Consider the following 22865-nt stretch of genomic DNA (forward strand, 5'->3'; position numbering starts at 1 on the left):
TGAATATTATCTTTCAGTTCTTTCCGATCTACCTCTTGAACGGTCTCTACGTCCGCCGCCGTCACGACTTCCACGACGAGAACCGCCGCCTCCGCCATAACCGCGTCCGCCGCCATGAGAACGACCGCCGCCACGGCTTCCTTTGAAGCCGCCACGATCACGGGAGCCCGTTTTACGGTTAGGTAATGGGCGCTCTTCTGTGATTTTGACAGGTGTATCATCTGGTTCTTTCGTCAACGATCTGATGGCAGCTGCTACAATGTCCTTCGCTTCATATTTCTCAAGAAGCTCAGATGCAAGTGCTTTATAATCATTCAGTTCGTTTTTCTCAACGATTTCCGATAGCTGCTCCATCGCAAGACGTTGCTGACCGATCAATGCCTCATCTTCCGTTGGTGGTTCAAGTGGTGTCATCCGCTTCTTCGTCGTTTCCTCGACTGTACGGAGGTACCCCATTTCACGCGGAGTGACGAATGTAACCGCCATACCGCTTTTACCTGCACGACCTGTACGTCCGATACGGTGTACATAGCTTTCAGGATCTTGTGGAATATCGAAGTTGTAAACGTGTGTAACACCTGAAATATCCAATCCACGTGCAGCTACGTCTGTTGCAACAAGTACATCGATTTTATTTTCTTTGAATTGACGAAGAACGGACATCCGTTTCGCTTGCGTCAAGTCGCCATGAATCCCTTCCGCCAAGTAGCCGCGGATGCTCAATGCATGGGATAACTCGTCAACACGGCGCTTCGTACGTCCGAAGACGATAGCAAGCTCAGGCTGGTGAACGTTCAACAGACGTGAAAGAACGTCGAACTTCTCTCTTTCCTGCGCTTTGACGAAAAATTGGTCGATGTTTTCAACAGTCATTTCTTTCGACTTGATTTTTACAACTTCAGGCTCTTTCATGAATGTCTCAGCAATTTTACGGATTGCAGGAGGCATTGTAGCCGAGAATAGAAGTGTTTGGCGCTCATCGGGCACACTTGCCAAAATCGTGTTGATATCTTCGATGAAGCCCATGTTAAGCATTTCATCCGCTTCGTCTAGGACAAGCGTTTGTACATTGTTCAATTTCAACGTTTTACGGTTAATATGGTCTAGAATACGTCCCGGAGTTCCGACAACAATTTGTGGATTGTTACGCAATGCTCGAATTTGCCGCCCGATTTCCTGGCCGCCATATACAGTTAACACACGTGCGCGTTTTCCGTATCCGATTTTATAGATCTCTTCGGACACTTGAATCGCCAATTCACGTGTCGGCGCAATGATCAAAGCTTGTACCGCAGGGTTGTTCACGTCCACTTTTTCAATAGCTGGAATTCCGAACGCCGCAGTCTTACCCGTACCTGTCTGTGCCTGACCAATTACATCGCGGCCTTCCATGCCGAATCTAATCGTGCCTTCCTGGATCGGTGTTGCTTCTTCAAATCCCATGCGCAGTAGAGCGTTTTGTGTGGATTCGCTAATATTAAGTTCTGAAAATTTCGTCAAACTTCTCAATCTCCTTTAGTTTCTTCATTTAGCAATTGGTTACATTTGCAAATGAAAGCACGGCAAATTCGAGCCTTAAACTTCTATGGGAACGTTTCCGATATTTTGTATTCTCTGGAGTGGGCAAAAGTTCAAAGGGTTGAACTTCATGAATTTCAGAGGCAATAGTGAAAAGGAAAGCTGGTCTTTGCCGAACAGGTTTTGCTCCGGGAACGTATCCCGAGCGCCGCAAAACCGTTTTATTCAAAAAAAAGTACTCTTCACCACCGGAAGAGTCTCGTGTAAATGTATCCAATACTCATAGTAGTTTATCACGCTTGCCATTCATCCGCAATCAATCCGATTTAAAAGAAATAATCAGAATTCACGAATCCGTCTTCATGAATTCATACACTTTCGAGAACCAATCATGACAATCGTCGCTGTAGCAAATATGATGCTTGCCGTTTTCTGATACGACGAGCTGCTTTTGGGCAGAGCCGAGTGAGCGCAATAAATGCTCTCCCGCAGAAAACGGAACGATGCCGTCTCTCTTCCCTTGCACAACGCAAACCGGTGTCGTAATCTTTCCGTAATAGGGCTCCACCATCTTAACGACACGTACAAATTCCTTTGCGGCATGGAGAGGCGTATGCCGTAGTTTATAGTCGTACAAATGATAGAACGTATTCGGCGGAAAGGCTTTTGTGACGGGTTCCGAAAGCAGAATGGCTATGTCTTCAAGTAGATAGCGCGGACTAATGTACTTCGCTGCGGCGCTAAGCAGGACGAGCTTCTCGATTTTGTACCGTAAAGCCAAGTACAATGCAATGATGCCTCCCATCGAAAAACCGACGACGATGATGCGGTCTGCCTCCTTCCTTAGGCGGTTGAGGGCAAGTTCCGCTTCCATCATCCACGATTCCGCCGACACATTGCGTAAATCGATCGGAAAGTCATGCCCCGGCAATATCGGAACGGAAGTAATCCAGTCCGTCCTCTCCTCGATATATTGAATGAAAGGACGGATTTCAAACATCCCTCCGGTAAAGCCATGGAGGAACAGTACACCGGTTTTCATGCTCGTAACACGCCATCGATGATCTTTTCGAGCGCCATTCCCCTCGATCCTTTTAACAGGACGATTGCGTTTTCGTCAACAGAAGAAAGAAGTTCGGCAATTAACGGATTATAGTCGTTTTCCGACCAGATGACTTTTGTTTCATTCCCATTATTTCGAAGCTCTTCATACAGCCATTTCATTCGCGGGCCAAATAAAAGTATTCCGTTTAAGCTTATAGTGCCAAGTTGCTCGGCAATTGATTCATGGTAATGCCGTTCATTTTCGCCAAGTTCGAGCATATCGCCCAAAACAGCCCATTTTTCGGGCCGAAGCTTCGTTTCCTGTAAGAATGAAAGTGCAGCCCGCATCGATGTTGGCGCTGCATTGTACGCGTCATTAATGAAAAGCGCGCCGTTCGTTGCAACGATCGGCTGCATTCTCATATCCGTTAGCTTTGACTGACGAAGTGCAGCGTTAATCTGTTCGTTGCTAAGACCGAGTTCGTGGGCAATTAAAATCGCAGCAAGTGAGTTTTTCACTTGGTGCGCGCCGAAAACAGGAATTGTAAAGTTTCCATTGATAATTCCTTCGACGGAATAGCGGCTTCCTTCATCGCCCGATTCCGTGGATACAAGAGAAAGCTCCGCATTTTCGCCGTGTCCGAAAGAAATTGCCTTTAGCTCAGCTCGCGCCGAAACTAACGTATGCAATAACGGTTCGTCGCCATCATAAAAGAGAGTGCCGTCTCCTTGAAGTCCATCGATAATTTCAAATTTCGCTTTTGCAATTCCTTCACGGGAACCGAGATCTTGCATATGCGCTTCCCCGATATTCGTAATGACTGCGTAATGCGGTTTCGCAAGGTTCGACAAAAAGGAAATTTCGCCGAAACCACTCATCCCCATTTCAAGGACGGCGACTTCCGTACGTTCATCCAATGAAAGAATTGTTAACGGCAACCCGAGTTCATTATTATAATTACCTTCCGTCTTTTGGACGTTGAAATACGGCGAAAGGACGCTTGCAATTAAATCCTTCGTCGATGTCTTACCGTTCGAGCCCGTAATGCCGATAAATTTGCATGCTAACTCTTCCCGATACGCGCGTGCAAGTTGCTGTAGCGCAAGTTCCGGGTCCTCGACGAAAATAAGTGGGATATCCGTAGGCGCATCCGGTTCATCTTTCATCCAAAGAGCTGCCGCCGCCCCTTTCTCAATCGCTTGCTGGACGTATTGGTGACCATTTACATGTTCCCCACGAAACGGAATGAATAAATCGCCTTCTTTTAACGTACGTGTATCAATTGACACCCCGCTTACGAGTACATTATCCATTCGTTGTCCTTCTGCCTGCAGCCAACTTGCCAATTCAGTCAATAAACGTTTCACAATCCATCACGCTCAATCCATTGTATATTGTATCTTTTTCTTTTCTTCATGCCGTTCGAGTGCAAGTTCTATCAATTTGTCAATCAATTCCGGGTACGATACGCCTGCATGTTGCCAAAGCAATGGGAACATGCTCGTCGGCGTGAAGCCCGGCATCGTGTTAATTTCATTAATGAGTACTTCATCTTGAGCTGTCACAAAGAAGTCGGCACGTACTAACCCAGCACAATCGAGCACTTTAAATGCACGGATTGCCATATCTTTTAATGTCGTCTCTACATCACTCGTCACTGGCGCTGGGATGAGCAATTCCGTATTGCCATCTTGGTATTTCGCTTCGTAATCATAAAATGCCGCCACCGGTTTAATCTCCCCGAGGACGGAGCACGCAGGCTCGTCATTCCCAAGGATGCCGACTTCAACTTCACGCGCTGTGACCCCTTGCTCGACGATAATTTTCCGGTCGAATTTCAACGCAAATTCAACCGCAGCAATTAAGCTTTCACGATCTGTCGCTTTGCTAATGCCGACGCTTGAGCCTAAGTTCGCAGGCTTCACGAACATCGGAAAAGTCAATTCCTTCTCCATTGTCTCTACCCAATACTCCTGATCCTTTTTCCATTGAGTCCGAATGAAGTGGACATAAGGAACTTGCTCTAGCCCGGCTTGGGCGAAAAGCTGTTTCATAACGACTTTATCCATCCCTGCGGATGATGAAAGTACACCATTTCCTGCATAAGGAATATTCATCACTTCGAACAGGCCTTGCACCGTTCCGTCTTCTCCGTTCGTTCCGTGCAACAGCGGCAGGACGATGTCAGGCGTTCCATTTCCATTCAGAAAATCATGGATGCTATCAGGCTTTCCGCCATCACGTTCCAGTCGCAATTTTTCAATTGAGTCTACAGGTGCGACGAGTGGCTCCCCTTTCCTCCATTCGCCTTCATATGTTATATAGACAGGAATCACTTCATATTTATCGAAGTCGATCGCATTCGTTACTGCCGTTGCAGTCGATAGGGATACTTCGTGCTCCGCGGATTTTCCGCCATACACTAAACCCAGTTTTTTCTTCATCAATCTCCCTCGCTTACCGTTAGATTTCGTTCCTTTAGTTTACCACGAATCGATCCACCCGTTGAAAAAATAGCATGATCCAGAAGAACCTTTTTCTTATGGGCAACTTCCTATTCAGTTGGACGTCACTTAGAAGGACATGAATATACGCACTCCATACGCTATACTATAGATTGAAAGATTCTTTTACTGTATATGTATGCAAGGTGAACGAGTAGTTTGATAATTGACTTCTATTAAAGTCCGTACAAACACTCTGTTTTCCGTTATAATAGTATGTGGTTTCCATGCCAATCCAACCAACTAACTAATAAGGTGAGTTACATGAACATAGATAAAAAACCAGTAGATCGATTTGATTGGCCATTAGCATTTATCCTGCTTCTATTTTTTGTGATCAGCATTATCGCCATCGCATCCGCTCAGACGACAGGACAATATAGTATAAACTTCATTCCGTCGCAAATTCAATGGTATGTCGTTGGAGCAATTATTATCGCTGTCACGATGTATTTGGAGCCGGAGCAATACAAGAAAGCTGCCTGGATCATTTATGGCGGCGGTATATTCATTTTGGTAATGCTATTCATTTTGCCTGATAGCTTGGAACTTGTCGCCCGCAGAAACGGTGCGAAAAGCTGGTTCCATATACCCGGAATCGGGAGCATCCAGCCAGCAGAATTCATGAAGACGTTTTTCATCATCGGCATGGCGCGTACAATTACGAAGCACCATGAGCGCTATTTGGAAAAGACGTTGCAGACAGACTTCCTGCTGCTAGGTAAAATCTTTGCAGTTTTCATCGTTCCATTCCTATTCATCATGTTGCAGCCGGACCTTGGCACTGGGCTTGTTTTTATCGCCATCACTGCTGCATTGGTCATCGTGGCGGGCATCACGTGGCGGATCATCCTTCCGATTTTTGCCGGGACCGCCGCCTTGGGAGGAACACTTCTTTGGATGGCCTTGTACGCGCAAGATTTCTTGGCGAGTCTCGGTGTCAAGCCGTATCAACTTGAACGGATTTATTCATGGCTCGATCCATATTCGTACGCGTCGAATGAAGGGCGGCATCTTATTACATCGTTGAACGCCATCGGTTCAGGGGAAATTTTCGGGAAAGGGTTCAAAGGACGAGAAGTGTATGTCGCGGAAAGCCATACCGATTTCATTTTCAGCACCATCGGGGAAGACTGGGGTTTTATTGGCGCAAGCCTCGTCATTTGCCTCTACTTCTTCCTGATCTATCATATGACGAAAATCACGCTCGAATTAAAAGATCCATTCAGCACGTACATTTGCGCAGGAATTATCGCCATGATCACATTCCACGTGTTCGAAAATATCGGCATGACGATCCAACTGCTACCGATAACAGGCATCCCATTGCCATTCATTAGCTACGGCGGTAGCTCATTAATGGGCAACATGCTCGCCATCGGCCTCGTCTTCAGCATGAAGTTCCATCATCGGACGTATATGTTTAGTTCTGACGACGATGATGAATGAACTAACTAGATCCAAAAACGCATAAAATGATTAATTCACGCATAAACGGTTGCAAGCACGCATAAATTTGTTAATCAACGCATAAAACGCTGGAAATGCTCATAAATTAGTTTACTCACGCATAACGCGTTCCAAAAACGCATAAAAAAACCTCCCGCATAAACGTTTGCGGGAGGTTTTCATTATGACTGTATTTGCGGGTCATTTGCAGGTGGCGCGAGGGCTTTCAGCATTTCCATTCGGGATTTCGTTGCTGTTGCCGAAACACCCAACTTCGCCAAGTTGGAGATGATTTTTTTCAAATCAACTTTTTCTTTCGCCATCTTTTCCACCTCGACCTTTCTATGTTCTATAGACGTATCTTCAGATTCGAAAGTTTCATCATTAGAATGAAATTCATTCCAATTTTCTTCTATACACATCATACCACTCCTGTCCAATTTTAAATCTTTCAATTCTGTTACAAATTGTTCGCCTTTTGTAAATGCTTTATACATGAAGGGGGAAAGTTTATATTTCTAGGGGATGAAGAGGCTTCAATTAACCATTTCCTTTGTCTGAATATGGCGTACAGAGTAATATGGTAGTATCGATGTTTATTGAAAGCGGGTACATACATGAAAAAATCCATTTTACTCTTAATGTCTGTTCAATTTTTCGTCTATCTCGGATTCGGCATTATTATTCCCGTTTTGCCGGAAGTAATCGTGCAGCAGGAGCTTTCTGAAATTCACGTTGGTGGATTGCTAACGGTTTATTCACTCGCGTCATTCTTCACTGCTCCGCTATGGGGTACGTTGTCCGACCGGGTTGGGCGGAAGAAGTTAATATTGGTTGGCTTAATCGGCTTCAGCTTAAGCTTTTTCCTGTTCTCCTTTTTTATACATAACCTAACGATGCTATACCTATCTCGCGTCGTCGGCGGAATTTTTTCGGGGGCATTGTACACGGCAGTTACTGGGTTTGTTGGGGATATGACAACGGAGGAAAATCGAAATAAATATATGGGCTTGCTAGGCATGTCGATTGGGCTCGGGTTCATTTTCGGCCCAGCAATCGGTGGAGTTCTCGGCGACATTAGCTTGCAAACTCCATTTATCGCGTCTGGCATATTGACACTACTTCTTCTAATCTATGCAGGAGTTATATTGAAAGAGCCGGAGCGTCTTGGCGAGGCGAATAAACGGGCGCTTCTTCCGAAAGGCGGTGCGACACTTTGGCAATACCGAATTCGAAACCTGTTCTTACTTTCCTTCATGGTAACGTTAATACTTGCAGGGATCGAATCGACATTCCAATTGTTCCAGATCTCAGCCATTGAGATTACGCCAAAGCAGATTGGCTATTTATTCATGGCGAGCGGGTTTGTCGATGCAGCCATTCAAGGCGGTGTCGTCCGTCGGGTGAAAAATGGGGCGGAAACGAAATGGATTTTAGGCGGCCAAATCATTACCGCAATCGGCCTTCTATTAATTCCGTTCACGGGTAGCCTTTTCTGGGCGGGCGTAGCGCTTGCCATCTTCACGGCAGGTAACGCACTTTCGCGAACAGTCCTCGTTTCCTTAACTTCGAAGGAATCCGGCGGGATGTATGGGACGGCTGCCGGCATGACGTATTCGATGGACAATTTGGGACGTATCATCGGACCGTTATTATTCACATGGCTGTTTACGAAGATGACTGGCGAGATCTACTATATTTCCGCAGCACTTGCGGTCATTTCGATCATCTTCATCTTCACATATCGCAAATCTACGAAGACATTGCGAACCAACTAAATAACATAAAGGGCACAACATATTGAATATGCTGTGCCCTTTCTTATTTCATTATCTACTATTAATCAACCGTAATGGCCAAGCCCTTAATCTTCAAGGATGGTGAACCAATATATCCGTTAAAACTCATTGGTGAAAATACTAAGTCTTCTCCGATATCTTCAATGTCCTGAAGCACTTCAAAGAAGTTCCCGGCTACGGTCATCTGCTTCGTCGGCCCTGCAATTTTGCCATCTTTTACATAATATCCATCAGCCGCCAAGGAAAAGTCGCCTGAAATCGGATCCGCTCCAGAGTGCAACCCAGCTAAACTGGTAATGATGATGCCTTCCTCAAGCCCCGCGTAAAGCTGCTCATACGTTTGATTGGCAGGTTCAATATAAAAATTGGACGGGCTCACTTCGACGGAACCTTGATAAGACCTGCGATATGCATGTCCTGTCGTCTCTACACCATCTTTTTTCGCTGTTTTCAAGTTGTGGAAGTAGGTTTGTAAGTTCCCTTTTTCGACAATGTTAAGCTTTCGCGTCGGAACCCCTTCCGAATCAAATGTCGTACTTTGAATCCCTGCTGGAAGAAACGGGTTATCAATTAGATTCACATGATCTGCCGCAATCTTCTCGCCCAACTTTCCTTTCAAGCGGGATCGGTTATCCTGTACGGCCTGGGCCGAGAATGAGGATGTGAATGTTGACAAAAGAGAAGCTGCTGCCTCATTTTTCAATACGACAGGGTATTTTTTATTTGGATAATTTCTTTCCCCCAACTTGCTTAACCCCTGTTCTACGACCTCTTTTGCGATCACGTCCGCATCAAGCTCATCAAAAACTTTAGTGATTCTAAAAACAAATCCAGATTTCAATTCGTCATTTTCCTGAACGAGAATCGAAACGTAAAATAGTAAAAAGTTATTCGCTTCCTTAAGCTCTAACCCTTTATCATGGAAAAGACCCTTTTCCCATTTCTCGTACCGCATTTGGGATGTAGCGACCTTCGTTACTCGCGGATCATACGATAAGATTTTCTTCTCGACTGCCTGCAAGAATTGAATCATATCTTCCGGTTTAACCGTGCCCAATTCCGGACTGTAAAACTGGATTTCTTCATACTCCGCTTTTTCTGTGAATAACTCTTCCGGTTCGTTTTCAATCAACTCCGCATTTTCCACTGCGTTTTTCAGCAAGAATGAAACCGAATCCTCATCGAATTTTTCTGTATAGGCGTAACCCGTTTTCCCATTATACAATCCTCTTACAGACGCTCCTTGCACTTCGGAAAAATCGTATTTATCCACTTCTCCTTCATACAATCCAATTGTAAGACTTTCTTTATTCTCGTAATAAAGCTCCAGATTGGTAAACTCTAATTTCTCCCCTTCAGCAAACAGTTGCTGCTTCAATTGCTCGATATTCATTTTTATACCTCCTTTCCGCCGACCGTGATTTCACTCACACGTACCATCGGCTGTCCGACATTCACTGGCAAGCTGCCACTTGACGCGCCGCACATTCCTGCACCATGACCTAAATTATTGCCGACCCGATCAATATTCAGGATTGTTTTCGCTCCGTTCCCAATCAACGTCGCACCGCGGATAGGCTTCTCAATCTTGCCATTCCTGACCAAGTACGCCTCATTGACGGCAAAGTTGAAATCTCCCGTTCCAGGATTGACTGATCCGCCTCCCATATATTTCGCATAAATGCCATATTCCGTGTCTGCGATGATCTCTTCAGGTGTGGATTTTCCAGGAGCAATATACGTATTCGTCATCCGGGATGTTGGGGCAAATCTGTAGGATTGCCTGCGGCTCGAGCCCGTAGACTCCATCCCCATCCGTCTGCCGTTTAATTTATCAATCATGTAGCCTTTCAAAATACCGTCTTCAATGAGCACATTTTTGCGGGACTTTTCACCTTCATCGTCGATATTGAGTGAGCCCCACTCGTTTTCAAGCGTCCCATCGTCAATGTATGTAACGAGATCTGACGCTACTTTTTCTCCTACTTTATTTGCAAAAACAGAAGCGTTTTTCGCCACTGATGATGCTTCAAGGCTATGGCCGCAAGCTTCGTGGAAAATGACGCCGCCAAATTCATTGTCAATGATGACTGGGAATTTTCCGCTCGGGGCAGGATCTGCATGGAGCATCGTTTTAGCAATCCGGGCAGATTCCTTTGCATAATGATTGAGATCGAGGTTTTCAATAAACTCAAAACCTTGATACGCGCCGGGACCATAAGAGCCAGTCTGCATATCCACCCCGTCTGAAGCGATGGATACCATTGACATCCGGCTTCTTACTCGCTGATCCTCCACAAATTTCCCTTCTGAATTGGCAATGAGCACATTTTGCTCTTCATCGATTAAGTTGATGATTGCTTGAACGATTTCCGGGTCATAGTTTTTCATAATATCATTCGCATTTCGCATGACAGCAAGCTTCCGGTCTTTTCCTGCTTCATTCGGCATGATTTTTATCGGATGAAGTGATGTTACCGATTCTTTCATGAGTGGAATGATTGTCGTTTGATGATCCCGCTTCCCTTGAATCGCTTTCGCAGCAGTACGGGCAGCTTTCAAAAGCCCTTCTCGCGAGGAATCATTCGTATACGCGTAAACGCTTTGCAACCCGTGAAACACCCTAATCCCTACCCCAAAATCACGTCCGGACAAATTTTTCTCCAACCGAGAATTTTGAAGAAGCATATGATTCGTGTACCGATCTTCCACAAACACTTCCGAGAAATCGCCACCCGTCTCAAGTGCAGCTTGCAACACATCTTCAATAAGCGCCTTGTTTAACATAACTTTCCCCCACTTCCTATTTTTCTAATAACTATACATATAGATATACGAGTCTTTATGAATATAGTTTCATTTGACATGCAAAGTACCTAATCATGACGAAGAAACTACTAAAATACCTTCCTTTGCATCAGCTCGTCACTTCACTATTTCTCGACAAGAGTTCAAAAGCCTTCTTTACATCCACGTCTTCCTCAATATGCTCAGGCTTCCAAGGGATATGGATATGTGGCGTAATGCCGACGCCTGTCATACCCTGCCCTTTGTCGATCCGGGAAAGGCACGAAGACGGATACATTAATTCAAACCCTTCCTCCCACTTCATGCTAATCAAATTCGCGTAATCGTTTAGCCCCATCGTCGCCCTACCAACAACCGTCACTTTGTTAGACTTCTTCACAAGTTCCACGAACGAATCTCCCGAACTACCACAATAGACATCCGTCAACACGATTACTTGCGATGGATGTTTCGTCCCCTTTACAAATGTACTGCTAACCATATCGCCAAAATCGAATTCCACAAATCCTTTCCCCCGGTTACGCTCCCACTCACGCTTGAAAACAGACAATACTTGACGCGCCTGCTCATCTTCCGTCCCTTCAAGCGCCTCCTTCAGCTCAGGCAAAATACGATCAGCGCTAGCTTCCGTGCAATTTATAAGCATCTTTTCTCCGGAACCTGCGAGATCAACACCCTCTTCAGGCATTAAATAAGGAATTAGCGGATAGTAACTCGAATCGCTCCCCCCATAATTCACACGCACATCGATAATCCACTTATCCGTCGTTTCAAGCAGCTTTTTATTCTCCTCAACCATCTTCACGATGGCGTCGGGATTTGCAAAATCGGTCATTGTTATGACAACCGCGTCTTGCTTTTTCTCCACGGAGTACGTAGGGACATAAGGCTTTTTATCATATAAGCCGAATGTGATTTCCCGTTTCCCGTTCCCATCCTCCACTTCACCGTCTGGATAAAGCATTAGAATCGGCGCCCAATTTTCCCGCTCAGGATGGTTTTCATTTAATCGTCTGTGGTACAACTCCCTCAATTCAGGGATGCTTTTCCCACCTAATGAGACGATACTCATTCCGGGTTTGAGCCGCTCTTCTGAATCCACTTCAGTGACGTACAGCCGGTCTTCGTAACGGCGCACCTTGAAACCGCGATTTTTCGGCTTTTCATTTACCGTATTTTCCATAATGAAATGAATATGTTGATCGTTAAAATCGAGCAAATACTCTTCAACAATTTCCTTGAATTCCTTATTCGACAGCTGATCATTCCCTTTAATCATTTCAAGAAAATGATCCGGTCTATCACATCCTTGCTTATCTTTCCAACCTGCATAGTCGTTTTGCATGATTTGAACAATTTCTTTAAAAATCTGCTCCAATTCTACACCCCTCTTTTTATAATTCTGATACGGTTTTCGCTTTCATAGCTTTTCTCTCTCCAAGCTCCGGATGTGCCATACGTACAACAGACGGCCTTGCTAACACGAGGACAACTCCAATTAATAACAGACTAGAAACAATCAGAATCCAATGCGCTGGTAACACATCATACAGGTACCCGTATAACACCATCCCTAACGGCATAAGTGCCATTGCCATCGTTTCGAGAATAGAAAAGACGCGTCCTTTGTAATCATCGTCAATCATCTTTTGCATCATGACCATCATCGGAGTATTGACGATAATTTGTGTCAATCCAAACCCGAACATAAGCGTTGCATAATAGGCAACCATCCAAGAATACGGCATGGCAACGATAAGCGGCATGGCAACTCCACTCATGATCAAAGACATTCCGATAATGCCTCTTTTCCCTACTAATAACGGAAATTTAATTTCCTTCCGGACGGATAAGTATATCGACATAAGCAGCATCCCTACTGCGAATACCCCTTCTGTGAAGCCGAAATGCTCTGGTGCCATTTTCATTTTTTCGATAAGGATGAATGAATAGCCGACCATAAACGCACCAAATAAGAAGTTGATGAATAACGAGACCCAGATGATCGCCATAACGACCGGTTGCAATTTCAAATAGGAAAGTCCCGCTTTCATACTTTGCACCATCGACTCTTTCGGCTCTCCTTCTATAACTTCTTTTCTTTTTGCGAATAGCTTGAAATTCATCGTCGATTCAAGAAGTACCGCAAGCGTCGAAGCTGACATGTACATTATTAGGAACACCGGCATTGTGACGGTTCCATATAACACGCCCGCAATTGCCGGACTCCCAATCGCTGCAAATGAAATCGACATTTGATTAAGGGACATCGCCTTTTGAATTCGGGCTTCATCAACAAGTCCTGTTATTGATGAACTGAATGTCACCCCCGAAAACGTGGAAGTGACAGCCAATATTGCTGTCGTAATGTAAATCGCAACGAGTGAGATGCCCGAAGTCAAACTAACAGTGAGAAGCCCCCCAATAGCAATGGTCGTAGCAATTTGCGCTGTAATAACTATCGCCTTTCGCGAATATCGATCCGCCACATAACCCGCAAATGGCGCAACAAGAGTCCGAGGTAAAATGCTGCATATCAAATTCGTCGCAAAGCTTGCCGCGGACCCTGTCATTTGCAAAATATAAAAACTTACGGCAAACGCATACACTTGAGCCCCGAACGATGCAATAAGCTTACTGATCGTGAACGTCCACAGATGATAAGTAGCTCTTTTTAACTTTATTGCTTCACTCAAAATAGTCACTCCATTCAGTGAGTTTAATTTAATTAAACAAATAATAGCACGTAATCTCTTTCATTACAAGCCAAAGTTTAATATAATTAAACTATATGCTACATGATGAAAGGAGTGTTCCTATGAATACGTTAGGCGAACGGATCAGGTCGTTGCGCAAACAACGGAAAATGACATTGGAAGCATTAGCAGGAGACCAGCTGACAAAGGGAATGCTCAGCTTAATTGAAAACAATAAAGCGAATCCATCGATGGAAAGCTTATCGTATATTGCGGAACGGCTGGGTGTTGAAATGTCAGAACTGTTGGAGGAGACAAACCGGCAGGAATTGCAGGATGTGTTAAAAACCGCTGAACAACTGTTCAGTATCGGCCTTGATCAACTTACGGATGAACATGAACAAATCCTCTCTTTAATCGAACCGTATGTGGAGAAGTTGACACAAGGATATGAAGCGGCTAGGCTCTTGGATATTTATAGCCGTACCCTTTACTACGAAAAGAAGGATGGCTGGCAAGAACTTTTAAATAAAGCCGCAGACATTTACGATCAAATGAATATTACCCGCCGTTTTGCGTCGGTAGGTCTTTTCCGGTCAATTGTGGAATTCTCCGAACATCATTACGATGATGCGCTTGCTATTCTGTTGAAGGAGCGTGCTGAAACCGAGGCGCGGAATGGGTTTATCGACCCCCTCACCCGTCTCGATTTCGATTATTTGGAGGCAGTCCTTCACTACGCGGTAGGCAATGCGGAAGAAGCTAAGCGGGTAATGAATGAAGGGATTGAGTTTTCAAAGGAGAAGCAAGTTTTCTATCGCATCGATTATTTATATCGATTAGCTATGTCGTACGCGGTGATGACTGAAGACGAAAAGTCCATGGAATATTATGAACGTAAACTTTTGCTTTACGGGGAATTTGCCGATGATGAAGAAGCAATTCTATTTACTAAGTATGCAAAAATCCATTATATGACTTCTTACAAGAAAGCGTATCAAGAAGCATTGGATAGTTTGAATGAGTATCATGAAGAACATGATCCTAGCAAAACCTACACTCCTTATACCTTCCTGGAGAGAGGCAAAGCACTATATGGCATAGGGGATTACAAAGAAGCACTATCCTGCTTCAAGCAAGTGACTATCGCGGACTATGTTCATCACCCATTAGATTTATCGATCTTCTACGAAAAAGATGCGTATGCGGCACTTTGCCATCGGGCTTTAGGAGAAGAAGCAGAAGCGTACCGTTCAATTGACATAGCGGTGAAAAACATTTCCAACATGCCACACACGCCTTACAAGGACTTCATTATGAAAACGTATGAATCAATTCATAGTTAATGACTTAGGCAGCTCGTGACACGTATTTTCGTTTTAATGTGTAAAACATATCGAGGGGAGGGAGTTAATGAAAAATAAATTGGTATTGGCTATTGTATCCCTTCTGGCGATTTTATTGGCGGCTTGCTCCAACAATTCACCTCAACAAACAACTGCCCCTAATTCCGTACTATTGCATATTACGAACAATACGAATGCAGCGATATACGGAATGGAGATCAGCTGGTATCAGGACGGAGTGTTGAAAGGTACGCAAGGTGGCATAAATGCAGACGGCTCCATAATTAAAAAAGGAGAATCGATGGTGTTTGAATTGTTCCAAGTAGATGTGGATTCTACAGAGGATTTATTACTGGAAATCGCCTTACTTACATCTCCTAATTCGAATACTAAAGTACAACTCGATTCAAAAACCCCTATAAAGCTGGCCGGGTATGGAAATTACTATTATGAACTCGTATCGGATGCGGGGGAAATTCGATTAATGCAATCTACGGAATGAAATAGAGGTTCCTTGGCCGGGCAGTAGCAGCTTCCTTTGGGCGCGGATGCGCTTGCTTTGAGCGCGGAGCCATCCGCTTTGAGCGCGGAACCTCCCGCTTTGAGCGCGGAGCCACTCGCTTTGAGCGCGGAGCCACTCGCTTTGGGCGCGGAGCCGGCTGCATTGGACGCGGGACGGCCTACTTTGGACGCGAAGCCAGCCGCTTTGGACGTGGGACGGCCTACTTTGGACGCGGGACAACCTGCTTTGGACGCGAAGCAAGCCGCTTTGGACGCAGGACGGCCTACTTTGGACGCGAAGCCAGCCGCTTTGGACGCGGGACGACCTGCTTTGGACGCGAAGCCCTCGTAACAAATAAAAATGCCGGAGAAGCGTACATGCTTCTCCGGCATTTTTTCATCAAGCACCTTCGATTGACTGATGCTCCATTGAATCGTTATAAACATCCTTATCTAACTCGCCGTTAATCCGAGCAGTTGTTACACCCGCAGTCATCGAACCACTCACATTCAACGCCGTCCGACCCATGTCGATTAGTGGCTCAACCGAAATTAGTAAACCAGCCAATGCGACCGGAAGATTCAAGGCAGATAGAACGAGAATTGCCGCAAACGTAGCTCCCCCACCGACTCCAGCAACTCCGAATGAACTAATCGCAACGATTGCAATTAACGTAATTAAAAATGTCGGCTCTAATGGATTTTGACCAACAGTCGGCGCAATCATAACAGCAAGCATCGCTGGATATACACCTGCACAGCCATTCTGCCCGATAGACAATCCGAAAGAACCTGCAAAGTTTGCAACTCCGTCCGGAACGCCGAGTCGATCGGTTTGTGTTTTGATGTTAAGTGGTAAAGTACCTGCACTCGACCTTGACGAGAATGCGAACAGCAAAGCTTCCGCCGTCTTTTTCACATACGTAATTGGATTCAACCCAGAAACCGTAATGATGATCAAATGGACGAGGTACATGACAAGCAACGCAACATATGAAGCAAGGACAAATTTACCTAAGCTAAAGATTGCCGCAAAGTCAGATGTTGCAACAGTTCTTGCGATGATTGCTAAAATTCCGTAAGGCGTCAAACGCAATACAATCCGCACGACACCCATTATGAGTGAATAAAGAGCATCAATCCCTCTCTTCACTAAGTTCGCATTCTCTTCATCCCGTCGCGTCAATGCCAAATAGGCAAAGCCGAGAAACGCTGCGAAGATGACGACACCGATTGTCGATGTTGGACGCGCTCCCGTGAAATCTAGAAACGGATTCGCAGGCAATAAGTCGAGTATTTGATCTGGCAATGCTTTGCCAGCTACATTTGCAGAACGCTCTTCGATGGAGACGCCTCGTGCAGTTTCAGCCTCACCTTGGACAATTTCAGAGGCGTCCAATCCGAACAGCAATGACGCCGAAATACCGATTGCTGCAGCAATTGCAGTCGTACCGACGAGGATCCCTAAAATCATCCCCGCCATCTTTCCGAAGTTTTTACCGATTGTTACTTTCGTGAACGCACCTAAAATCGATATGAAAACGAGCGGAACGACAATCATTTGAAGAAGCTTAACGTATCCTGTCCCTACGATGTTAAACCAACTAACCGATTTCGCAAGGATCGCAGAGTCAGCTCCGTAAGCGAAATTCAAAATGAAACCGAAAAGGATTCCTAGTCCAAGACCGGTGAATACCCTTTTAGAAAACGAAACGTTTTTTCGATGCATAGTATAGAGAAGTCCTATCAAAAACAAAAAAGCGATTATATTTACAATTAGCAATAAATTATCCATTTCTTTTCCTCCTTCAGGAAAGTATGAAATACTATAAAAAAACTATATACCCTTAATTCATATCAGTCAAGTAGGATTAATAGATTTTATAACTATTTTTGAACGAAAAGCGCATCGTTACATGACAGCATCCCCTTTGTGGATGAACTTTCCTTCTTTTTTGGAAAGTTTTCGGTATACTAATAGTGAGCAGTCATTAAAGGGGGACTTATATGGCCAGTTTGATTACAATTACGTTAACGTCCATTTTCATATTGAACATTTTCCTTGCGATTGCACTAATTTTCCTCGAAAGAAGAGATCCTACAGCAACGTGGGCATGGATTCTTGTCCTATTCTTCGTACCTTTAGTCGGCTTTATTATCTATTTATTATTCGGAAGACAATTACGGAGAAAACACCTGTTTAGGTGGGAGGGGAAAAATCGCATCGGCATCGAGACATTAATTAATTACCAAATTGAATCGATCGAAAAAGGGACGTTCGACTTCAGACTAAATGATACCGCGCATTACAAAGATATGATTTATCTACACCTACGCAATAACCACGCCGTTTTAACTCAAGATAATGACGTACAAGTGTTTAATGATGGCGTCGCAAAATTTGATGCCTTGATAAAAGACCTTGAAAACGCCAAAGACCATATCCATTTTCAATATTATATTTTACGGTTAGACGCATTAGGCACCCGCATTCTGAACGTTCTTATTAAAAAAGCAAAGCAAGGCGTGAAAGTGCGCGTCCTGTTTGATGATATTGGCTCACGAGGGCTACGAGTCAAGCATTTAAAGGAACTGATTGATTGTGGAGGAGAAGTGGCAGCGTTCTTTCCGGCAATCCTCCCTCTCATTAACCCCCGCCTTAACTATCGGAATCACCGTAAAATCGTCGTTATCGACGGGCGTATCGGCTATGTCGGAGGCTTTAATGTCGGTGACGAATATTTAGGATTAAATAAACGATTCGGCTACTGGCGCGACACGCACTTACGTATCGAAGGCAGTGCGCTCCATCCACTTCAGACGAGATTCATTCTCGACTGGAACCAAGCGATTGAGATGGAAGATATTGAATACGCGGAGCGTTACTTCCCTGCTATTCCACGAAAAGGATCGGTCGGTTTGCAAATCGTTTCGAGCGGTCCGGATGCAGAGTGGGAGCAGATTAAAGACGGTTATTTGAAGATGATCTTCTTGGCGAAGGAATATATTTATATCCAGACACCGTACTTTATTCCGGATGTCAGCTTCCTCGATGCTTTGCGCATCGCATGTTTATCAGGTGTGGACGTTCGCATTATGATACCGAATAAGCCGGACCATATGTTTGTGTACTGGGCTACGTATTCGAATGTCGGAAAGCTATTGAAGGCGGGCGCGAAAGTGTATATTTACGAAAATGGATTTATTCATTCGAAGCAGATTGTCGTCGATGATGAATTGTCTACCGTCGGAACGGCGAACATCGACGTACGGAGCTTTAAACTCAATTTCGAAGTGAACGCATTCATTTACGACCGCGAGAAGTCCCACGAGCTCGCCGAACTTTTCGAGCAGGATATGCAATTATCGACGGAGCTCACATATGAAATGTATGTGGCACGAACACGATGGATTAAAATTAAAGAATCCGTTTCAAGATTACTGTCACCACTACTTTAAGAAAAAAAAATTCTCCTTCATCCATTTATTCAGGATGAAGGAGGATTTTTCAATTCAAACCAAGGTATTCTTCTAGCGTCACATTTTGTTTAAAGATCTCTTCAGCAATTTCTCTTCCGACATAACGAAAATGCCATGATTCGTGCATGTAGCCGGTTATGCTTTCCTTCCCTTTCGGATATCGGAGGATAAAGCCGTAGCGGTACGCATTTGCAGCTACCCATTTCCCGGCCTCAGTAGCTCCGAACGAGGAAGACGCCCAATGTTTCTCGTAGTTCACTTCCCCGATGTCAAACGCGAGTCCCGTTTGGTGTTCGGAATAGCCTGGACGCGCACTGTATCGGTCTGCCGCTTCCACCCCATCCCTGTCGACGTACCGTTTGTAGAGCGACGTTTGGTATTCAAACGAGCGATATGTACTGAAGGCAGTCAAATTGATGCCAGATAGTTTTGCCTCGGCCACCATCTCTTCAAATGCTTCCCTTGCTTCTGCACTTTCGCCTGGAGCATATGTACTTGGCAATGGATATCTTTTATTTGCAATGAGGATTCCGTTTACATATGTCGGTTCTTCCGGAAGCTCCTGGCCTTCGATATAACCGCTATTCGTAGAGCTCGTCGGCGGTTTCGTCGTCACTTTCGACGTCTCCTCGTTTTTAGGCTCGGGCTTTGCAGGAACGTCATTTTTCTCCGGCTCGTCCGTTTCCGCCTCATCCATCTTCGCAGGAGGATCTTGTACTAGTTCTTCCTCTTCTAATCTAGGCTCGTCCACGTCAGTCATCTCAACTTCTTGCTCTTCTACAGGCGGAGCTTCCGTTTCGCCGATACCGACTTGCCTCCATGCTTTTGTTACATCCCAGTCATGCATGCCAATCCAAATGACGATTACTGACATGATTAAACTCGTCAGAACTAATGTGATTGTCAATCGTTTGCTGGATTTCTTCCGAGTTGTATATGTTCGTTTCCGATTCATCTTTTGTTGGCCTTCCTTCTACTCTAAGTATCTCTAGCTAGTATACGAATCGCTATATGACGATGTTCTTTCCAGTCCATGTATGCTATCATTTATTTTCAAATGTGTAAATGAATGATTGTGAGGATTACTTATGAATAATCAACGTTGGCTCTCGATAAGCTTTTTGACTTTTTTCTTTACGTGGGGTGTCTTTCTCCCTTATTGGACAGGTTGGTTGACAATTGAAAAGGGGTTGTCCGTGAAAGACGCTAGCATCATCATGGGCGCCGGAATGGTTGTCCGGTCGTTTTCAACGTTTCTCGTCTTTCCTTATTTGACTGCAAGAACATCTTATGTACGTGTCATGAAATGGATGACGTTGCTCTCTTTGCTACTTGCTGTCCTCTACATTCCTGAATCACCTTACAGTGCATTGTTCGTCATTACAATTTTGTTTAGCGCGGTTTATCCGATCATCTTGCCAGCTGTCGAGAGTGGAGCCTCCGTCCTTATGCAAAAGGAGCGTGTTCACTACGGTAAAAGCCGTTCGTTCGGCTCGATTGGATATACGGTTGCACTCTTGCTCGTTGGCGCCGCGACTGCGGTTTGGAATGAACAAGCCATTCTGTATATGATGATTGCAGGGCTCGCAATTGCTTTCATTTTTTACTCCCGTCCCGCCCCGGCAGTTTTGCAAAGTATACCGGATAGGAAAGATCCGCTCAATCGGCATACCGGGTTAAAGACGTTATTTGGAACAAAAGGATTTCCGGTTGTCATGTTGCTTGCCGTACTTTTACAAGGCGCGCATGCATCTTATTACAATTACGGCTTCATCTTCCTTGATGATTTGAATGTGAACGGATTTTACATCGGAATTATTTTGAATGTCGCAGTCATATTTGAAATTCTCTTTTTCACAAAAGCGGACCGTCTATTAGTGAATATGCGGATTTCAACGATGTTCCTCATTGCTGCAATCGGATCGACAATACGATGGGGGCTCATCTTCTTATTCCCGACCGCGTTTGTTTTTATCGCGACGCAAGCTTTGCATGCCGCATCGTTTGGAATTGCCCATTACGCGTTCATTCAATACATTTCAGTAAAGCTTCCAAATTCGCACATTGCTGCGGCTCAAGGATTTTATGCCGCATTCGCAATGAGTTTAAGTACCGCTATCCTAACGTTTCCAGCCGGATTCTTATATGAAATCTCACCGGGAACTGCATTTCTAGGGATGACAATCTGTTCCATCCCATCCATCTTCATTGTACTCGCAACACGTAAGCGATTAGCTTATTAATATGTATATGTTCTCCGTCCGCGGAGAACATTTTTTTATTATATGTTGATTTTCGCTACAGGCGGACGCTTTCCGCGGGCGAGCGGTGAGCCAATCGAACAGCAAAGGGTTCGATTTGCCGTATTTCTGCGCCCTTTGCAGAAATTAAGGCATCCTGCTCCCTTAGGGTCGAAGAAAACATTGCTCGTAACGCTACGCTTTTACTCGCAAACGCCGTTCTTCGTTACGGCGTTCGCTGGAGTCGCCGCCTATCGCTACAATCAACGGAACTACCCGAAACAAATAACAATTCACATGACAATAAGCAGCAGCACGACGACAAACGATACAGCAAATAGGATTGATAAATAGCGCATCAACTTAGACGCTTTGTCAAATCCTTGTTCCTTGAATGATTTCGCCCTTGAAGCGTTCGTCAACGTAAAGAGCGCCATCATTGTCAACACCGCCAAATCCAACTGCCCTCTAACGACGAAAAACAACGTCACAATCCCGAGCAAAACAATACCGATGACGCCTATTTTCTTCTGATTCACGTTAATTCCCTCCAAAAAAGGCTGGAGATTGCTCTCCAGCCACAGAAATGCCTTTGTTCAATCTTTCTTTTTCTTCGTCTTCGTCTTCGGCTTCGGCTTCGTTTCCGTCTCAGGAATCGCTTCTGCTTCTACCGGAGTTGCTTCCGCCTCTTTATAGTAGAACTTACGGCCCAAGTATGTTTGGAAAATGAGCAGAAGACCACCGACCGCCCAATAGAGTGGAAGTGCGGCCATCACCGTGAATGAAATGAACATAATCATAATCGGCGACATGTATATGAACAACTTCATCTGCTGCTTTTGCTGCTCTGGCATCGTCCACAACGATACACGTGCTTGGACAAAGTAAACTGCACCCGCAACAAGCATCATGAATATATCCGGTTCACCCAATTTAAACCAAAGGAATTGGTGCTCCCTTACATCCGTAGGAGCGTACAAAATCGCAAAGTAAAGTCCCATAATAATTGGCATCTGGATGATTAACGGAAGACATCCCATATTCAACGGGTTAACGCCGTGCTTTGAATACAAGCCCATCATTTCCTGTTGAAGCTTCGTCTGCTCTTCCTTATCTTGCTTTTCTTTCGCCTCTTTGAGACGTTTTTGAATATCTTCCATTTCCGGACGGAGGGCATCCATTTTAATTTTCATTTCTTGCTGCGACTTATAGTTTTTCAACATAAGCGGCATAAGCACTAACCGAATAGCAACCGTAATAAGAACAATTGCTAAGCCATAGCTCCCATTAAAGGAATCTCCGAGGTAATGAAGAAGCCACTCCATCGGCTTAACGAAAATATTATAGAACGTCCCTTCTTTGTTCTGGACTCCGGAACAACCACTGAGGAAAACTGCAGCGGTCATCAATATCGTGAATAAACCAATTTTCTTTTTCAATATATTCACCTTCACTATTTCAAACTACTGAAAAGTATAC

At 44.7% G+C, this 22865-nt stretch carries 20 protein-coding genes; 7 read left to right on the forward strand and 13 right to left on the reverse strand.

Going from position 1 to position 22865, the window contains the following annotated elements:
- Positions 1-6 precede the first annotated feature (6 nt).
- From QM454_RS03625 to QM454_RS03640, 4 genes are all read right to left on the reverse strand, one after another.
- Positions 7-1500 (reverse strand): DEAD/DEAH box helicase, encoded by a 1494-nt coding sequence (locus tag QM454_RS03625; RefSeq protein WP_432361697.1) that lies wholly within the window; start codon positions 1498-1500, stop codon positions 7-9.
- Positions 1501-1864: 364 nt separating this feature from the next.
- The gene (locus QM454_RS03630) at positions 1865-2560 is read right to left on the reverse strand and encodes an alpha/beta hydrolase (RefSeq protein WP_432361700.1); all 696 of its coding nucleotides are present in this window, start codon (positions 2558-2560) and stop codon (positions 1865-1867) included.
- Positions 2557-3930: a UDP-N-acetylmuramoyl-tripeptide--D-alanyl-D-alanine ligase gene (locus QM454_RS03635; protein WP_432361703.1), complete on the reverse strand. Its 1374-nt coding sequence runs from the start codon at positions 3928-3930 to the stop codon at positions 2557-2559. The genes QM454_RS03630 and QM454_RS03635 overlap by 4 nt, the downstream gene beginning before the upstream one ends.
- Positions 3931-3942: 12 nt before the next feature.
- Positions 3943-5007 (reverse strand): D-alanine--D-alanine ligase, encoded by a 1065-nt coding sequence (locus tag QM454_RS03640; RefSeq protein ID WP_432361706.1) that lies wholly within the window; start codon positions 5005-5007, stop codon positions 3943-3945.
- Between the two features lie 324 nt (positions 5008-5331).
- Here QM454_RS03640 and QM454_RS03645 point away from each other — a divergent pair, with 324 nt between their 5' ends.
- Positions 5332-6516, forward strand: a complete 1185-nt coding sequence (locus tag QM454_RS03645; protein WP_432361708.1) for an FtsW/RodA/SpoVE family cell cycle protein — start codon at positions 5332-5334, stop codon at positions 6514-6516.
- A gap of 182 nt (positions 6517-6698) precedes the next feature.
- Here QM454_RS03645 and QM454_RS03650 read toward each other — a convergent pair whose 3' ends face one another.
- Positions 6699-6839, reverse strand: coding sequence for an Lmo0850 family protein (locus QM454_RS03650; protein WP_201024334.1), 141 nt, complete (start codon positions 6837-6839; stop codon positions 6699-6701).
- Between the two features lie 294 nt (positions 6840-7133).
- Between QM454_RS03650 and QM454_RS03655 the strand changes: the two genes are divergently transcribed.
- Positions 7134-8294, forward strand: coding sequence for an MFS transporter (locus tag QM454_RS03655; protein WP_432361711.1), 1161 nt, complete (start codon positions 7134-7136; stop codon positions 8292-8294).
- Positions 8295-8355: 61 nt separating this feature from the next.
- On the opposite strand, the gene QM454_RS03660 is transcribed toward QM454_RS03655, so the two are convergent.
- The 4 genes from QM454_RS03660 to QM454_RS03675 all read right to left on the reverse strand — a co-directional run bounded on the left by QM454_RS03660 (position 8356) and on the right by QM454_RS03675 (position 13819).
- A complete protein-coding gene (locus tag QM454_RS03660) occupies positions 8356-9708 on the reverse strand; it encodes a TldD/PmbA family protein (RefSeq protein WP_432361714.1) in 1353 nt (450 codons plus the stop codon).
- Positions 9709-9710: 2 nt separating this feature from the next.
- Complete coding sequence (locus QM454_RS03665) at positions 9711-11102, reverse strand: TldD/PmbA family protein (RefSeq protein ID WP_432361716.1); 1392 nt, start codon at positions 11100-11102, stop codon at positions 9711-9713.
- Positions 11103-11232: 130 nt separating this feature from the next.
- On the reverse strand, positions 11233-12501 hold the full coding sequence (locus QM454_RS03670; protein ID WP_432361719.1) for a S41 family peptidase: 1269 nt from the start codon (positions 12499-12501) through the stop codon (positions 11233-11235).
- Between the two features lie 16 nt (positions 12502-12517).
- Entirely contained in the window at positions 12518-13819 is a 1302-nt protein-coding gene (locus QM454_RS03675; protein ID WP_432361722.1) for an MFS transporter, read from the reverse strand.
- 122 nt (positions 13820-13941) lie between these two features.
- Between QM454_RS03675 and QM454_RS03680 the strand changes: the two genes are divergently transcribed.
- From QM454_RS03680 to QM454_RS03690, 3 genes are all read left to right on the forward strand, one after another.
- Positions 13942-15165 (forward strand): helix-turn-helix domain-containing protein, encoded by a 1224-nt coding sequence (locus QM454_RS03680; RefSeq protein WP_432361725.1) that lies wholly within the window; start codon positions 13942-13944, stop codon positions 15163-15165.
- 67 nt (positions 15166-15232) lie between these two features.
- Positions 15233-15667 (forward strand): hypothetical protein, encoded by a 435-nt coding sequence (locus QM454_RS03685; protein ID WP_432361728.1) that lies wholly within the window; start codon positions 15233-15235, stop codon positions 15665-15667.
- Positions 15668-15703: 36 nt separating this feature from the next.
- Positions 15704-16018 carry a hypothetical protein gene (locus QM454_RS03690; RefSeq protein WP_432361731.1) on the forward strand — a complete coding sequence of 105 codons (315 nt, stop codon included), beginning with the start codon at positions 15704-15706 and terminating at the stop codon, positions 16016-16018.
- Positions 16019-16066: 48 nt separating this feature from the next.
- Here the strand turns inward: QM454_RS03690 and QM454_RS03695 are convergent, their stop codons facing one another.
- Positions 16067-17461: an L-cystine transporter gene (locus QM454_RS03695; RefSeq protein WP_432361733.1), complete on the reverse strand. Its 1395-nt coding sequence runs from the start codon at positions 17459-17461 to the stop codon at positions 16067-16069.
- Between the two features lie 212 nt (positions 17462-17673).
- On the opposite strand from QM454_RS03695, the gene cls reads away from it, so the two are divergent.
- A complete protein-coding gene (gene cls, locus QM454_RS03700) occupies positions 17674-19125 on the forward strand; it encodes a cardiolipin synthase (protein ID WP_432361736.1) in 1452 nt (483 codons plus the stop codon).
- Positions 19126-19174: 49 nt separating this feature from the next.
- Here the strand turns inward: cls and QM454_RS03705 are convergent, their stop codons facing one another.
- A complete protein-coding gene (locus QM454_RS03705) occupies positions 19175-20101 on the reverse strand; it encodes a M15 family metallopeptidase (RefSeq protein WP_432361739.1) in 927 nt (308 codons plus the stop codon).
- Between the two features lie 133 nt (positions 20102-20234).
- Between QM454_RS03705 and QM454_RS03710 the strand changes: the two genes are divergently transcribed.
- Positions 20235-21389, forward strand: a complete 1155-nt coding sequence (locus QM454_RS03710; RefSeq protein ID WP_432361742.1) for an MFS transporter — start codon at positions 20235-20237, stop codon at positions 21387-21389.
- A 290-nt stretch (positions 21390-21679) separates the two neighbouring features.
- Here the strand turns inward: QM454_RS03710 and QM454_RS03715 are convergent, their stop codons facing one another.
- Both QM454_RS03715 and yidC read right to left on the reverse strand, forming a co-directional pair.
- Complete coding sequence (locus QM454_RS03715) at positions 21680-21925, reverse strand: hypothetical protein (RefSeq protein ID WP_432361744.1); 246 nt, start codon at positions 21923-21925, stop codon at positions 21680-21682.
- Between the two features lie 57 nt (positions 21926-21982).
- Positions 21983-22825, reverse strand: a complete 843-nt coding sequence (yidC, locus tag QM454_RS03720; protein WP_432361747.1) for a membrane protein insertase YidC — start codon at positions 22823-22825, stop codon at positions 21983-21985.
- Positions 22826-22865: the final 40 nt, after the last annotated feature.

Source organism: Sporosarcina sp. UB5 (genome assembly GCF_050859005.1).
Taxonomy (GTDB): Bacteria; Bacillota; Bacilli; order Bacillales_A; family Planococcaceae; genus Sporosarcina.

Excerpts from the sequence above, each read along its gene's own strand:
- QM454_RS03630 (WP_432361700.1), bottom strand. The coding sequence starts at position 2,560 with ATGAAAACCGGTGTACTGTTCCTCCATGGCTTTACCGGAGGGATGTTT.
- QM454_RS03695 (WP_432361733.1), bottom strand. The coding sequence starts at position 17,461 with ATGGATAATTTATTGCTAATTGTAAATATAATCGCTTTTTTGTTTTTG.
- QM454_RS03645 (WP_432361708.1), top strand. The coding sequence starts at position 5,332 with ATGAACATAGATAAAAAACCAGTAGATCGATTTGATTGGCCATTAGCA.
- QM454_RS03680 (WP_432361725.1), top strand. The coding sequence starts at position 13,942 with ATGAATACGTTAGGCGAACGGATCAGGTCGTTGCGCAAACAACGGAAA.
- QM454_RS03665 (WP_432361716.1), bottom strand. The coding sequence starts at position 11,102 with ATGTTAAACAAGGCGCTTATTGAAGATGTGTTGCAAGCTGCACTTGAG.
- cls (WP_432361736.1), top strand. The coding sequence starts at position 17,674 with ATGGCCAGTTTGATTACAATTACGTTAACGTCCATTTTCATATTGAAC.
- QM454_RS03655 (WP_432361711.1), top strand. The coding sequence starts at position 7,134 with ATGAAAAAATCCATTTTACTCTTAATGTCTGTTCAATTTTTCGTCTAT.
- QM454_RS03705 (WP_432361739.1), bottom strand. The coding sequence starts at position 20,101 with ATGAATCGGAAACGAACATATACAACTCGGAAGAAATCCAGCAAACGA.
- QM454_RS03650 (WP_201024334.1), bottom strand. The coding sequence starts at position 6,839 with ATGGCGAAAGAAAAAGTTGATTTGAAAAAAATCATCTCCAACTTGGCG.
- QM454_RS03660 (WP_432361714.1), bottom strand. The coding sequence starts at position 9,708 with ATGAATATCGAGCAATTGAAGCAGCAACTGTTTGCTGAAGGGGAGAAA.
- QM454_RS03710 (WP_432361742.1), top strand. The coding sequence starts at position 20,235 with ATGAATAATCAACGTTGGCTCTCGATAAGCTTTTTGACTTTTTTCTTT.
- QM454_RS03685 (WP_432361728.1), top strand. The coding sequence starts at position 15,233 with ATGAAAAATAAATTGGTATTGGCTATTGTATCCCTTCTGGCGATTTTA.
- QM454_RS03640 (WP_432361706.1), bottom strand. The coding sequence starts at position 5,007 with ATGAAGAAAAAACTGGGTTTAGTGTATGGCGGAAAATCCGCGGAGCAC.